The 13830-nt window shown below is 71.8% G+C and carries 10 protein-coding genes and 1 pseudogene; 4 read left to right on the top strand and 7 right to left on the bottom strand.

The features are described 5' to 3' along the window. Window positions 1-55 precede the first annotated feature (55 nt). Window positions 56-1228 carry a xylose isomerase gene (gene xylA, locus ACFY1T_RS17925; RefSeq protein WP_390788992.1) on the bottom strand — a complete coding sequence of 391 codons (1173 nt, stop codon included), beginning with the start codon at window positions 1226-1228 and terminating at the stop codon, window positions 56-58. A 92-nt stretch (window positions 1229-1320) separates the two neighbouring features. Here xylA and xylB point away from each other — a divergent pair, with 92 nt between their 5' ends. Together xylB and ACFY1T_RS17915 are read left to right on the top strand one after the other, a co-directional pair. After that, window positions 1321-2751 (top strand): xylulokinase, encoded by a 1431-nt coding sequence (gene xylB, locus ACFY1T_RS17920; protein ID WP_390788991.1) that lies wholly within the window; start codon window positions 1321-1323, stop codon window positions 2749-2751. Between the two features lie 13 nt (window positions 2752-2764). Further along, window positions 2765-3982, top strand: a complete 1218-nt coding sequence (locus tag ACFY1T_RS17915; RefSeq protein ID WP_390788990.1) for an ROK family protein — start codon at window positions 2765-2767, stop codon at window positions 3980-3982. Between the two features lie 96 nt (window positions 3983-4078). Here the strand turns inward: ACFY1T_RS17915 and ACFY1T_RS17910 are convergent. After that, window positions 4079-4678: pseudogene (locus tag ACFY1T_RS17910) on the bottom strand (ABC transporter permease); the annotation flags it as partial. Window positions 4679-4767: 89 nt separating this feature from the next. Here ACFY1T_RS17910 and ACFY1T_RS17905 point away from each other — a divergent pair. After that, on the top strand, window positions 4768-5046 hold the full coding sequence (locus tag ACFY1T_RS17905) for a hypothetical protein (RefSeq protein WP_390788989.1): 279 nt from the start codon (window positions 4768-4770) through the stop codon (window positions 5044-5046). A 76-nt stretch (window positions 5047-5122) separates the two neighbouring features. Here the strand turns inward: ACFY1T_RS17905 and ACFY1T_RS17900 are convergent, their stop codons facing one another. The 4 genes from ACFY1T_RS17900 to ACFY1T_RS17885 form a co-directional block, all read right to left on the bottom strand. Continuing rightward, entirely contained in the window at window positions 5123-6565 is a 1443-nt protein-coding gene (locus ACFY1T_RS17900; RefSeq protein ID WP_390788988.1) for a GH1 family beta-glucosidase, read from the bottom strand. A 110-nt stretch (window positions 6566-6675) separates the two neighbouring features. Beyond that, on the bottom strand, window positions 6676-7569 hold the full coding sequence (locus tag ACFY1T_RS17895) for a carbohydrate ABC transporter permease (protein WP_229335124.1): 894 nt from the start codon (window positions 7567-7569) through the stop codon (window positions 6676-6678). A 4-nt stretch (window positions 7570-7573) separates the two neighbouring features. Continuing rightward, the gene (locus ACFY1T_RS17890; RefSeq protein WP_229335123.1) at window positions 7574-8614 is read right to left on the bottom strand and encodes a carbohydrate ABC transporter permease; all 1041 of its coding nucleotides are present in this window, start codon (window positions 8612-8614) and stop codon (window positions 7574-7576) included. A gap of 105 nt (window positions 8615-8719) precedes the next feature. Continuing rightward, window positions 8720-10069 carry an ABC transporter substrate-binding protein gene (locus tag ACFY1T_RS17885; protein ID WP_390788987.1) on the bottom strand — a complete coding sequence of 450 codons (1350 nt, stop codon included), beginning with the start codon at window positions 10067-10069 and terminating at the stop codon, window positions 8720-8722. A gap of 431 nt (window positions 10070-10500) precedes the next feature. Between ACFY1T_RS17885 and ACFY1T_RS17880 the strand changes: the two genes are divergently transcribed. After that, window positions 10501-11556, top strand: a complete 1056-nt coding sequence (locus tag ACFY1T_RS17880) for a LacI family DNA-binding transcriptional regulator (RefSeq protein WP_390788986.1) — start codon at window positions 10501-10503, stop codon at window positions 11554-11556. Window positions 11557-11663: 107 nt separating this feature from the next. Here ACFY1T_RS17880 and ACFY1T_RS17875 read toward each other — a convergent pair whose 3' ends face one another. Continuing rightward, on the bottom strand, window positions 11664-13400 hold the full coding sequence (locus tag ACFY1T_RS17875; RefSeq protein ID WP_390788985.1) for a glycoside hydrolase family 6 protein: 1737 nt from the start codon (window positions 13398-13400) through the stop codon (window positions 11664-11666). Window positions 13401-13830 lie beyond the last annotated feature (430 nt).

Here is a 13830-nt window from a genome sequence, read left to right as displayed (position 1 = left end):
CTCGTGGCGGAGCCGGGCCGTGGAACGCCACGGCCCGGCTCATGCGCGCACCGGCTCAGCGGGCTCCGAGGAGGTGTTCGAGGGCGAGCTGGTCCAGCTGTTCGAAGGCCATGCCGCGGCGGGCGGTGGCATCGACGTCGAACTCGTCGAAGGCGGACCGGTCGGCCAGCAGCCCGGCCAGGCCGTCCTCGGCGGTGGGGACGGCGAGTTCGGGCAGTCGGGAGGCGGCGAGCGCGGCCTGGACCTCCGGATCGGACCGGAAGGCGCGGGATCGCTCCGCCAGGAGCAGGTAGTTGCGCATGCAGGCGGCCGCCGAGGCCCAGACGCCGGTGGAGTCCTCGGTGCGCGGGGGTTTGAAGTCGAAGTGACGGGGGCCGTCGTAGCCGGCCGACTCCAGCAGGTCGACCAGCCAGAAGGCCTGGCGCAGGTCGCCCGCGCCGAAACGCAGGTCCTGGTCGTACTTGATGCCGGTCTGGCCGTTGAGGTCGATGTGGAACAGCTTGCCGTGCCACAGGGCCTGGGCGATGCCGTGCGGGAAGTTCAGCCCGGCCATCTGCTCGTGGCCGACCTCCGGGTTGAGGCCGACCCGCTCGGGCCGGTCCAGCTCGTTGATGAACGCCAGGGCGTGGCCGATGGTGGGCAGCAGGATGTCGCCGCGCGGCTCGTTGGGCTTGGGTTCGATCGCGAAGCGCAGGTCGTACCCCTGGTTCTCGACGTACTCGCCCAGCAGATCGAAGGCCTCCTTCAGCCGGTCGAGGGCGGTGCGCACGTCCTTGGCCGCGCCCGTCTCCGCGCCCTCGCGGCCGCCCCAGGCGACGTAGACCGAGGCGCCGAGTTCCACGGCCAGGTCGATGTTGCGGATGGTCTTGCGCAGCGCGTAGCGGCGCACGTCCCGGTCGTTGGCGGTGAAGGCGCCGTCCTTGAAGACCGGGTGGGTGAAGAGGTTGGTGGTGGCCATCGGCACTTTCAGCCCGGCCGTGTCGAGTGCGGTGCGGAAGCGCTTGACCGCCTGCTCGCGGGCGGCATCGCCGGCGGCGAAGGGGACCAGGTCGTCGTCGTGGAACGTGACGCCGTAGGCGCCGAGTCCGGCCAGCCGCTCCACGGTCTCGACCGGGTCGAGGGCGGGCCGGGTGGCGTCGCCGAAGGGGTCCCGCCCCTGCCAGCCGACGGTCCACAGGCCGAACGTGAACCTGTGCGCGGGGGTGGGAACGAGCGGGTCGCTGGTCATGAGGCGCTCCGGATCAGGCCGAGGGTTATTTGTAATGACGAAAAACAAATTAATATGCCGAGACGCCAGAAGGAACCCCACCGGAGGAACGCATGTCTGCTCAGCGCGTCGTGATCGGTGTCGACAGTTCGACCCAGTCCACCAAGGCCCTCGCCGTCGACCTGGAAACCGGCGCGGTTCTGGGCGAGGGCCGCGCCTCGCACGCCGTCAGCGGGGGCTCCGGACGCGAGAGCGACCCCGAGCAGTGGTGGCGGGCGCTCGGCGAGGCCGTGACGGGCACCGGCTGGGCGGATCGCGCAGCCGCCTGCTCGGTCGCCGGCCAGCAGCACGGCCTGGTCACCCTTGACACGGCCGGCCGGCCGGTGCGCCCGGCGCTGCTGTGGAACGACGTCCGCTCCGCCCCGCAGGCCGCCGAACTCGGAGCCGCGTTCGGCCCGGCAGAGCTCGCCCGCCGCACCGGCAGCCTCCCGACGGCCGCCTTCACGGCCGCCAAATGGGCCTGGCTGCACGCGAACGAGCGTGCCGCCGCCGACCGCGTCGCGGCCGTCCGCCTTCCCCACGACTTCCTGACGGAGCGGCTGACCGGCGAGGCGGTGACGGACCGCGGTGACGCGTCGGGAACCGGCTGGTGGGGCCCGGACGGCTACGACCAGGACGTCCTCGGCCGGATCGGCCTCGACCCCGGGCTGCTGCCACAGGTCCTCCCGCCGGGCGCCCTGGCGGGCGCCGTCCGGGCCGGGATGCCACTGCGCGAGGGCGCGCTGGTGGCCACCGGGACCGGTGACAACATGGCCGCCGCCCTCGGCCTGGGCCTGACCCCCGGACGGCCGGTGCTGAGCCTCGGTACCTCCGGCACCGTCTACGCCGTCGGCCGTACCCGGCCCGCCGACCCGAGCGGAACCGTCGCCGGCTTCGCCGATGCCCTCGGCGGCTGGCTGCCGCTCGCCTGCACGCTCAACTGCACCCTCGCCGTCGACCGCTTCGCCGACCTCGTCGGCCGCGACCGCGAGGACGTCGAGGCGGGCGGCACCGTGGTGGTCCTTCCCTATCTGGACGGCGAGCGCACGCCGGACCTTCCGGGCGCTTCCGGCCTGGTCCACGGCCTGCGCCACGACACCACGCCGGGACAGCTGCTCCAGGCCGCCTACGACGGCGCCGCCCACGCCCTGCTCGTGGCCCTGGACGACGTACTGCGTGCCGGAGGCGAGAGCCCCGCCCCCGACGAACCACTGCTGCTGATCGGCGGCGGAGCCCGCGGCGGGGCCTGGCAGCAGACCGTCCTGCGGCTGTCCGGCCGAGCGGTCCAGGTGCCCGCGGCCCGGGAACTGGTCGCGCTCGGGGCCGCCGCCCAGGCCGCCGCACTGCTCACCGGTGAGCCCGCCGACGCCGTCGCCCGGCGCTGGCGGACCGCCGAGGGCCGGGTACTGGACCCCGTACGCCGTGACGACGACACGCTCGAACGGATCACCAGTACGCTGCGGCGGGCGCGGGCCTTGCAGGAGCTCCCGCCGGCAGAACGATAGGAGGGTCGGCTCAATGGCGGGGAACGGCAGGGCGAGCGGGGGCGTGGAGGCCGTGCCCGCCTCGCAGCAGGGCATGCGTCGGCAGAACCTCGCGGTGGTGATCGGCGCGGTCGCCGCGCACGGTCCGCTCTCCCGGGCGGACGTCGCCGGACACACGGGCCTGACCAGGCCGGCCGTCTCCTCCATGGTCGACGAGCTCATCGGCCGCGGCGCGCTGACCGAGACGGAGACCGCGCCCAGCGGACGGGTCGGCCGCCCCGGCCGGGCACTGGCCCTGAACGACCGGGGTCCAGCGGGCCTCGGCCTGGAGATCGGCGTCACCCATCTCGCCGCGTGCGTCGTGGACCTGCGCGGTGAACCCCGGGTGTGGCGCCGGGTGGAGCGGGCCAACGCGGGCCGGCCGGCCGGGCAGGTGCTGGCGGAGGCCGCCGCGCTGGGTGCCGAGGCGGAGGCCGAGGCCGGCGCCCTCGGCCTGCGCGTCGCGGGCCGTGTCCTGGCCGTGCCGGGGGTGGTGCCGAACGAACCGAGCGGGCTGGTCGCGAACGCGCCCAACCTCGGCTGGCAGGCCGTCCGCCCCGCCGATCACTGGCCCGACCCCGACACCGTGCCCGAGCCGGAGAACGAGGCCAACCTCGGGGCGTTGGCCGAACAGTGGCACCAGGGACATCCCGCCGAGACCTTCGTACACGTTTCCGCCGAGGCCGGAATCGGTGGCGCACTGGTCGTCGGCGGGCAGCTGTTCCGGGGCGCCCGCGGCTTCGCGGGCGAACTCGGCCACCTGCCCGTCCACCCGGAGGGCGCCCGCTGTGCCTGCGGGGCACGCGGCTGCCTGGAGCAGTACGCGGGCGAAGCGGCCGTGCTGCGCGAGGCCGGGCTCGCACACGTCGGCGACCCGGTGGCCCTGCTGGCCGAGCGGGCAGGCGCCGGGGACGAGGCGACCCTGCGCGCCCTGGACCGTGCAGGACGGGCCCTGGGCCTAGCCCTCACCTCGGCGGTGAACCTGATCGACCCGGACGGCCTCGTCCTGGGCGGCGCCTACGCCGAACTCGCCGACTGGCTCCTCCCGTCCATTCGCGCCGAACTGGCCGCCCGGATCACCGTCCGGCCCTGGACCCCGGAGGCGGTACGCCCCTCCGCCCTGGGCCGGCGCGGACCGGTGCTGGGCGCGGCGTGGTCGACCGTCCGGCAGATCATCGCCGACCCCAGCCGCCTGCAGGCCCTGGCGCGCTGACCGCGCGGGTCCGCCGGGCTGGTGGCCGCCGTTCCCGGGTGCACCGGGGCGGTCGGTCGTCGATCGCCCGCAGCGGGTCGTCGCGCAGACTGGGGTGCGGTCGACGCGGATGCCCGCCGTGCGGGAGGCCTCGGCATGGCCGCCGATCGCGTACAGTGCCCGGCCGTGCCGGAGCCAGGCCAGCGCACTGCCGCCGATCGCGAAGAGCAGCGGGCACACCCGGATCGCGGCGGGCACGCCCAGGCAGGACCCCCTGCCCAGGTAGGTGAAGGACGAGGGCAGCTCGACGATGGACTGGCCGTCGGAGAGGCGACTTGCAGTCCCCGGAGCATGGTCAGGGCGCCGAGGCCGACGATGCAGCCGTTGAGGCGCAGCTTGAGGTCGAGGAAGCCGCTGGCGGCGCCGATCAGCGCCCCGACCAGCAGGCGGAGCGGATCGCCATCCACTCGGGGAAGAGGCCGAGTCCGGTGAACCGGCCCCCACCGGACGGCGGGATCAGCCACACGGCGATGACGGGATCCACGCCGATGGTGGATTCCAGGGGCAGCTCGATCCGGCCGGCGATCAGGACGAAGGTCGTGGCGAGCACAGCAGGCTCAACCCGGTGGACTGTTGGGCCACACCGATCAGGTTGTCGGTGGTGAGGAAGGCAGGCGAGGCGATGAACCCGATGAGGCGCAGGACGAGGACGCCGGGCCAGCTGCACTGCACGGTGTTCCCGGTCTCCTTGACCCGTCCAGCGGTGTGCACCTGTGTGCTTCGACGGCCGGGTCAGGTGCATCGGCGTGGGGATCGTGCTGGGCGACTCGGCGGCCGGTTGCGACGTCCAGGTCGAAGGAGCCACCGTCGCCACGCCCGCCCGCCCGCCCGGCCGGTACGCCGGCCATGTCCAGCAGGTGGTCGAGGCGCGCAACGACGCCGGCGGCAGCGGGGTCCGCTACTGGTCCCTCGACGACTCGGGCCTGGACTTCCTCGGCTGCGACTGGCACTACGCGGCCCACGACGACCGGCTCATCGCCGACCGGCTCACCTCGTTCATCGCCGGTCTTCCGACGGGCTGGTGACGGGGCGACCGGCCAAGAGCCTGCCGACGGCGTACCGGTGGGCTCGCACTGCCGCCGAGTCCACCGGCACCGCCCGCTACGCCGCGCCGGGAGCGCGCAGTTCTCCCGTCCGGGCCACGCGGGAGTACCAGTGCGCGCTCGATTTGGGGGTGCGCTTCAGGGTGTCGTAGTCGACGTGGATGGCGCCGAAGCGTTTGGCGTATCCGTACGCCCACTCGAAGTTGTCGAGCAGCGACCAGAGGAAGTAGCCGCGCACGTCCGCCCCGTCGGTGATCGCCCGGTGCACCGCGTCGAGGTGGGCGTGGACGTAGGCGGCGCGCTCCGGGTCGTGGACCGTGCCGTCGGGGCCGATGTCGTCCTCGTACGCCGCCCCGTTCTCGCTGACCAAGAGCGGCAGCCCGGGGTACCGGGCGGCGGTCCGGGTCAGCAGGTCGTACAGGGCGCTCGCGTCGACCGGCCAGTCCATCGCCGTACGTTCACCCGGTGCCCGGTGGAACGCCACGCCCTCTGCTCCGGGCCACGGCGAGTGCTCGCTGTTGCCGTGCCCGTCGTACTGCGGCACCGCTCCGCCCTCCGCTGCGTGCGAGACGACCGTCGGAGTGTAGTAGTTCACGGCGAGCAGGTCCAGGGGCCGGTGCACCGTGGCGGTGTCGCCGTCCCGGACGAAGGACCAGTCGGTCAGGTGCGCGGTGTCCACGAGGAGGTCTTCGGGATAGGCGCCCTCCAGCATCGGTCCGAGCCAGATCCGGTTGCCGACGGCGTCGATGCGCCGGGCCGCCTCCTGGTCGCCGGCGGAGGAGGTCAGGGGACGCACCTCGTGGAGGTTGAGGGAGACCGCGACCTGACCGTCCCCGGGCAGCGCCGCCCGCAGGGCCTGGACGGCGAGGCCGTGACCGAGGTTGAGGTGATGGGCCGCGCGCAGGGCGGCGACCGGGTTCGTACGGCCGGGGGCGTGGACGCCGGAGGCGTAGCCGAGGAACGCGCTGCACCAGGGCTCGTTGAGGGTGATCCAGTGCTTCACCCGGTCTCCGAGGGCGTCGGCCACCAGGCTCGTGTACTCGGCGAACCGCTCCGCGGTCGCGCGCTCGGGCCAGCCGCCCGCGTCCTCCAGGTCCTGGGGGAGGTCCCAGTGGTAGAGGGTGAGGGCGGGTGTGACGCCCGCGGCGAGCAGTTCGTCGACGAGCCGACGGTAGAAGTCCAGGCCCTTCTGGACGGCGGGGCCCCGGCCGGTCGGCTGTACGCGTGACCAGGAGACGGAGAACCGGTAGGCGCCCAGGCCGAGTTCCGACATGAGGCGGACGTCCTCGGGGAACCGGTGGTAGTGGTCCACAGCCACGTCACCGGTGTGGCCTTCGAAGACCCTGCCGGGGGTGTGGGAGAAGGTGTCCCAGATGGATGGGGTCCGGCCGTCCTCCCGGGCGGCGCCCTCGATCTGGTACGCGGCGGTGGCCGTGCCCCACAGGAAGTCGGGGGGGAAGGTGCGGGTGGCCGTGAGCGGCCGGGTCTCGGACGCGGTCATAGGAGAGCGCTCCCAACGCAGGATCGGATGAAGTCGTGCCGGATGAAGCGGTGGCGGAAGTCGCGGTGTGTGAACACGCCGGCGGTCCGGCCGGTCCTCGACGAACGCCGTCAGTTCTTGACGGCGCCGGCGGTGATTCCGCCCACGATGTGCTTGCCGAGTACGGCGAAGACCAGCAGCAGCGGCAGGGTGGATATGAGCGCCCCGGTCAGTACGACGGCCTGGTCGACGGTGTGGTTTCCCGCGCCGAGGCCGGCCAGGGCGACCTGGAGGGTGGGGTTCCCGTCGGGGGTCAGCGCGATGAACGGCCAGAAGAAGTCGTTCCAGGCCTGGACGAAGACGAGCATTCCCAGGACCGCCATCGCGGGCCGGGCCACCGGGAAGACCACGTGCCAGATGATGCGCAGGCTGTGCGCGCCGTCCATCCGCGCCGCCTCCACCAGCTCCACCGGCAGGGCCTCGATGAGGAACTGGCGCATGAAGAACACGCCGAAGGCGGCGACCAGCGAGGGCAGGACGACCGACTGGAGCTGGTCGACCCAGCCGAGGTCGGTGATGATCTGGTAGAGGGGGATCACGCTGAGCTGCGGCGGGATCGTCATGGTGGCCACCACGAGCGCCAACAGGGCGCTCCGACCCCTGAAGGGCAGTTTGGCGAAGGCGAAGCCGGCCAGGGTGGAGAACAGGACGGTGGACAGGGCCACGAGCCCGGCCACGATCGTCGTGTTGACCAGCGCCTCGCCCATGTCGACCTGGTTCCAGGCGAAGGAGAGGTTGTCGAAGAGCCGGGGGCCGGGCAGGAGCGGGGCCGGGGCCTTGACCACGCGTTCGCCCGTATGGGAGGCGGCGACCAGGTTCCAGTACAGGGGGAAGAGGGAGACCAGGGCGGCGAGGCCGAGCAGGACGTAGGTCAGCGGTCCGGCGTGGTGCTGGCGGCCGGCCGACGGGCGAAGGCGCCTGGCGCGCGGCGCCCCGGCGGCGGTCGTGTCGAGTGTGCGGCTCATGGGTTCAGCTTCCCGCCTTCGTGCGCATGCGGCCGGCGCGGTTGCGGATGCGGTTCGAGCGGGAGACCAGGGCGTGGAGGCCGCCGATGAGCAGGAGGAGCAGGAGCATGACCCAGGCGATGGCGGAGGCCTGGCCCAGCGCGCCGGTCACCCAGCCCTTCTCGTACATGAGCAGGCTCAGCGTCTGGAACTGGTTCCCGCTCCCGCCGCTGATCCCGACACTGCCGCCGAAGAGCATCGGCTCGCCGAAGAGCTGGGTGGCCCCGATGGTCGAGACGATGACGGTGAACAGGATCGTCGGCCGGATGGAGGGGATGGTCACGCTGAGGAACTGGCGCCAGCGCGAAGCTCCGTCCAACGCCGCCGCCTCGTAGAGGTCCTGGGGTACGGCCTGCATCGCCGCCAGGTAGATGAGGGCGTTGTAGCCGGTCCAGCGCCACGTCACGATCACCGAAATCGCGATCTGAGCGGGCCACTTGGAGGATTCCCAGGCGACCGGCTCGAAGCCGGCCCAGCCCAGGGCCGTGTTGATCAGGCCGTAGTCGGTGTTGAAGAGCTGGGCGAAGACGAGCGTCGCCGCCGCGATCGAGGTGGCGTACGGGGCGAGGACCGCGACGCGGAAGAAACCGCGGCCACGGAGTTTGTAGTGGAGCAGGTGGGCCAGGCCGAGGGCCATCAGCAGCTGGGGAACGGTGGAGATCACGCCGATGGTGAAGGTGTTGGCGAGGGCGTTCCAGAAGAACTCGCTGCTCGCCAGGGAGGTGTAGTTCTCCAGCCCCTTCCACTGCGCGCTGCCGCCGAGTTCCACCCGGTGGAGCGAGAGCCAGCCCGTGTAGATCAGCGGGAAGAGCCCGAAGGCCGCGAAGGTGAGGAAGAAGGGGGCGACGAATACGTAGGGGACCGCCTTCAGATCGAGGCGGTAGAGCGTGCTGCGCAGCCCGCTCCGGCCGGAGGGCGGCCGCTTGCGCGAGCCGGCGCTGGGGCCCGGGGACTGTGCGGCGGGCGGCGGGGAGTCGCCACTGGTCGCCCGTACGGAGGTGGCCACGGGGGCGTTCCTTCCAGGTCGATGCGTGCAGTGGTGCGGACGGCGGCGGCCCGCCGCCACCCGCGGGGAGGCGGCGGGTGGGGGCGGGCCGCCGTGCGGCCTCCGCTACTTGTCGATCTTGTCGTCGACGAGCCTCTTGACGTTCTCCCAGGCCTTCGCCGGGTCGGTGCCCCGCTGCTCGATGTCGAGGATGCCGTTGTCGGTGAGGAACGTCTTCACCTGGCCGTCCCACCGGCTGATGGGCGCGGGCGTGATGCCGGCGGCGGCCTCGGAATAGATCCTGCCGATCGGCGTGTCGCCGAAGTACGGCAGCTTGGCTTCCTGGACCGCCGTGGAGGTGAGCGTGTCCTTGGTGGACGGGATGTTGCCGTTCACACCGAAGACCTTCGCATGCTGCGCCGGAGCGGTGAGCCAGGCGGCCAGCTCGGCCGCCTCCTTGACGTGCTCGCCCGACTTGGGCACGGTGAGGAACGAGCCGCCCCAGTTCCCCGCCACGGGCGGCGCCGCGATGTCCCACTTCCCCTGGTTCTCCGGGCCCGCCTGCTCCTTGATGATGCCCGTCATCCAACTCGGGCAGGCCACGGTGGCGAACTTCGAGTTCTTGAAGGCCGCGTTCCAGGTGCCCTTCTCGTCGAACTGGCGCAGTTTTGCGGTCAGTCCGGCCTGGACCGCCGCCACGGCGGTGTCCCATGCCCGCTTCACGCCCGGGCTGTTCTCGTAGTCCAGCTCGCCCTTGGCATTGGCGTACTGCAGCGGCTCGCTGGATACCACGGCGTTGAAGAGGCCGCTCGCTGAGTCGTGGAAGGCGGTCCCGGCCGGCGCGTTCTTCTTGTACGTCTCCCCGGCCTGGAGGAACTTCGCCCAGTCGCCCGCCCAGAGCTTGGCGACTTCGGTGCGGTCGGTCGGCAGCTTTGCCTGGGCGAAGAGGTCCTTGTTGTAGCAGATGGCCATCGGGCCGATGTCCGTGCCGAGGCCGATGACCTTGCCGTCCCCGGTGGTGGCCTGCTTGACCTTCCAGTCGAGGAACGCGCCGAGGTCCGCGCCGCCCGTCTTGCCGAGGTCGGCCCACTTGTCCGCCATGGCGGGCCCGGTCGCCTCCGCTATGTATCCCACCTCCAGGGCCTGGATGTCCGCGAGACCGCTGTTGCGGGAGAGGCGCAGCTTGAGCGTGTCCCAGTACTTCTGGCCGTCGGCGACGTTCGACTCTTCGATCTTGATGTTGGGGTGGGCCTTCTCGTACTCCGCGTAGAGCTTGGCCCCCGTGGTGTCGTCGTAGCCGAAGGAACCGAAGGTACCGATCCGCAGCGTGATCCGCCCGCCACCGGCCGCGCCGTCGCCCGTGCCGTCGCCACCCCCGCAACCGGTGAGCAAGGCTGCACCGGTCACGACCGCGGCGGCCGCGGCGATCGCGGTCATTGCGGTGCGGCGTCCGCGTCTGCTGCTGGAAGTACGCATTCCACTCTCCTCGTCCAAGGTGCTGCTCGTTGTGCGCCATGGGGTCCGGCGGGCTGTTCGCGGCTCGGCCAGCGGCCCGCCCGGACCTGATGTGAAAGCCGTTGTCGCACCCCTGAGTGGGAGCGCTCCCATGCCGTTGCCGGAAGGTTGCTGCCTGGCGGGTGCGGGTGTCAAGAGACGAACGCGAATTCATTACGCAGAAGCCTCGGGTGCACGCGCCTTCCTTCTCGAGCGCTGCCCGTGTCAGGTTGTGAACGCGACCGTGGTGTCGGGAGGGGATCGAGAGTACTGTGGGAGCGCTCCCACTCCTCGTCGGCGTAACGTGTCCCACGGCTACGGGACGGACGGGTGCACCGTCTTACTTACCTGATCGGCAGGCCGGGCCCGTGCCCGGTGCAGAGTGCGATGGCGCACGAGGGGAGTTCAAGAGCGTGAGCGGACGGCAGAGCGGCGGCAGGCCCACCCTGGAAGAGGTCGCGGCCCTGGCAGGCGTCGGCCGGGGCACGGTCTCCCGGGCCATCAACGGCTCCCCGCGGGTGAGCCGGCAGGCCAAGGAAGCGGTCGCCCGAGCCGTCGCCGAGCTCGGGTACGTGCCCAACCAGGCGGCCAGGGCGCTGGCCGGCAGCCGGACCGACGCCGTAGCCCTCGTCATCCCGGAGACCGAGGCCAGGATCTTCTCGGAGCCGTACTTCCTCGACCTCATCCGCGGGGTCAGCGCCGAGCTGGCCGAGGCGGACAAGCAGCTGCTGCTCACTCTGGTCCGGACCGAGGCCGAGCGGCAGCGGTTCGAGCACTACCTGGCCGCCCAGCGGGTCGACGGCGTGCTGCTGGCATCGGTCCACGGGGACGACCCGCTGCCCGACCGGATCGCGCGGCTGGGCCTGCCGGTCGTCATGAACGGGCGACGTTCGGAGGCCGAGCCGGTGGCCTATGTGGACTCCGACAACATCGGTGCGGGACGGGCGGCCGTCGCCCATCTCGCGGGGCGCGGCCGGTCCAGGATCGCGACCATAAGCGGGCCGCTGGACATGTACGTGGCCCGCGCCCGTCTGGGCGGCTACCGCGCGGGCCTGGCCGAGGCCGGAATCAAGCCCGACGAGTCGCTCGTGGCGACCGCGGACTTCACCGAGGAGGGCGGCCGGCTGGCGATGCGCGAGCTCCTGGAACGCGCCCCCGGCCTGGACGCCGTCTTCGCCGCCTCCGACATGATGGCGGCCGGTGCGCGCGGCGTGCTGCGCGAGGCCGGCCGGCGGGTCCCCGAGGACGTCGCCCTCGTAGGGGTCGACGACTCCACGGTGGCCCGTCTGATGGACCCGCCCCTGACCAGTGTGCGCCAGCCCATCGAGGAGATGGGCCGCACGATGACCCGGCTCCTGCTCCAGAAGGTCGCGGAGGAGTCCCGAGCCGACGCCGCCCCGAGGCAGGGCGAGGGTGAGGAGCCGCGCCGGGTACTCCCGACGGCACTGGTCGTGCGGGATTCCTCCTGAGCCGCTCCGGCAGCCCGCCGGCCGCCCCGCACGGAGCGTGCCGAGGCCCGGAGCCCTGCGGAAGGGAACGCTTCCGCAAGGGCTCCGGGCTCGTCACCCGACCTGCGTCACAGTGCCGGGTAGGCGTTCTTCATGAGCTCCTGGAACTGGGCGGAGAACCACTGGCCGGCGAGCGGTGCGTTCGGGAGGGCTCCCGACATGCTGTTGCCGTTGCGTACGTTGCCCGTGTAAGTGGGGTCGCACATCCGGTCGAATCCCTTGCCCTCGTTGTTCGGGATCTCCTTGCTCGCCCCGTCGGACTCGCCCGGGGGCTTGATCCACACGTAGGCGTCGATGCCGGCGGCCGGGGCCGCTTGCGGTCGTTCGCCGAGTCCGGCGCCGGACTGGTTGCACCAGTTGCCGAGGTGGATGCGCTGGTCGTAGCGGCCGCCGTTGACGTAGGTGTCCACGCTCGTCAGCGCGCCGGGTCCGGTCGGGCGTGCGGTGCCGCCCCAGCCGTTGCGGGAGGTGTCGATGAGCATGCCGATGTGGGCGTCGAAGCCCAGGGAGACCAGCTTGGTCCGCATGCCTTGGGCGTAGGACAGTTCGTCGGTGTAGCGGTTCCAGTCGACCCACTTCGACTGGCGCACGGAGGTGCCGTTGACGGAGTCGTCGATCTTGAAGTTGTCCTCCTTCAGGGCGCTGTAGTTGGCGGTGTTGACGATGAAGCCGTGCACGTTGGAGAGCGTGGAGCCCTCGGCGGTCGCGGCCTGCTTGAACATCTCGGCGGAGGCGCCGAGGTTGTCGTCCCAGCCGAGCCAGCCGTGGTGGCCGGCGTCGACGTAGTTGTAGACGTTGGCGATCGAGCCGAGCTTGTTCAGGGCGTAGCCGACGCCCTTGACGTAGTTGCCGTTGGTCTTCATCACGTCGCAGTTGGCGGTGGCGGTGGGACGGCCGGAGACGTTGGTGACCAGGTTCGGCAGTGAGTCGATCTCGACGGTGGTGACGATCCGCAGCCCTGCGTACTTGGGTTCGGCGAGGATCGCGGCGATCGGGTCGATGTACTGCGTCTTGTACTTGTCGATCTCGGTGGGGCCCAGTTCGCCGTTGGAGGCGAGCGCGGAGCAGTCCCGTCCGGGCAGGTTGTAGATCACCAGCTGGACGACGAGTTCGCCGCTGCCCTTCTGTGTCAGGGCCGCGTCGAGGTGGTCGCGCAGACCCATCGTGCCGCTCGTGCCCGTGACGAGGGCGATGCGGTCAAGCCAGACGGCGGTGGGCTGGTTGGACACCCTGCTGCCGCCCGGTTCGGCGGCGGCATGGGCGGACCACTCGGGGTTTACGTACATCTTGGCGCCGGCGTAGGGGTTGTCGACCTTGCCGCCGGTGGGCGGAGGCGTGGTCGGCGGTGTGGTGGGCGGTGTGGTGGGGGGCTGGGTCGGGTCGGTGGCGCCGTTGCAGGTGACGCCGTTGAGCTTGAAGGTCGCGGGGACGGCGTTCGTGCCGGTGTGTGAACCGTTGAACCCGAAGGACGTCGAACCGCCCGTGGCCAGCGACCCGTTGTAGGACATGCTCTTCGCGGTCACCGCGGCCCCGGACTGGGTGATGGTGGCGTTCCAGCCCTGGGTGACCTCCTGGCCGTTCGCGTAGGACCACTCCAGGGTCCAGGAGGCGACCGGGTCACCGGTGTTGGTGACGATCACGTTGGCACCGAAGCCGGTGTTCCACTGGTTCGAGATCTGGTACTCGACCTTGCAGCCGGCGGTGGCGGCGCCGGCGCTGGTACCGAACGCCGTGGCGGTGGCGCCGGCGGCCGTGACGAGACTGAGGGCCGCCAGTAAGGCGGTGCGGGGGATGGTGCGGCTCATTTCGTGGGGTGCCTTTCAGTTCAGGGTGCGCAGGCGGTCGCGCACCCGGTGCCGAATGCGGGGAGTGCCGTTGTGAGCAGGGGTTCCGTTGTACGGAGCGGATGCGGGCGTCGGAACCGGGCCGTGGCGCGGTCGACGAACGCCTGTCCGCAGGTGTGCTCGCCGCTCTCGCCCGCGACCGGGGGACCCGGCCGGCGGCCGAGGCGAGGATGGGGAAGGGGTGAGCGGCTGGCTCGGGTCGTCGTAGGCGATCCCGGGGACCGGCAGGAAACTGCGGGCCCCGGTCGTATGCACGGCCTCCACCAGGTCCTGCGTGCCGGCGACCTCGTGGCCGATGCCGGCAGGTACCGCCGTCGCGCAAGGTCGGCGCTGCTCCGCGGAGCAGCGCCGGCAGGCGCGGGGCGTCGATGAGCGAGTCCGTGCAGCGAGG

Origin of the sequence: Streptomyces sp. NPDC001194 (assembly GCF_042896985.1) — a bacterium.
Taxonomy (GTDB): Bacteria; Actinomycetota; Actinomycetes; order Streptomycetales; family Streptomycetaceae; genus Streptomyces.
Note: the sequence above shows the minus strand (reverse complement) of the source record. Positions and strands in the feature narration are given on the sequence as shown.

Bases quoted from the DNA above. Each gene is read 5' to 3' on its own strand.
- ACFY1T_RS17900 (WP_390788988.1), bottom strand. From the start codon at position 6,565: ATGACCGCGTCCGAGACCCGGCCGCTCACGGCCACCCGCACCTTCCCC.
- xylA (WP_390788992.1), bottom strand. From the start codon at position 1,228: ATGACCAGCGACCCGCTCGTTCCCACCCCCGCGCACAGGTTCACGTTC.
- ACFY1T_RS17885 (WP_390788987.1), bottom strand. From the start codon at position 10,069: ATGCGTACTTCCAGCAGCAGACGCGGACGCCGCACCGCAATGACCGCG.
- xylB (WP_390788991.1), top strand. From the start codon at position 1,321: ATGTCTGCTCAGCGCGTCGTGATCGGTGTCGACAGTTCGACCCAGTCC.
- ACFY1T_RS17875 (WP_390788985.1), bottom strand. From the start codon at position 13,400: ATGAGCCGCACCATCCCCCGCACCGCCTTACTGGCGGCCCTCAGTCTC.
- ACFY1T_RS17915 (WP_390788990.1), top strand. From the start codon at position 2,765: ATGGCGGGGAACGGCAGGGCGAGCGGGGGCGTGGAGGCCGTGCCCGCC.
- ACFY1T_RS17895 (WP_229335124.1), bottom strand. From the start codon at position 7,569: ATGAGCCGCACACTCGACACGACCGCCGCCGGGGCGCCGCGCGCCAGG.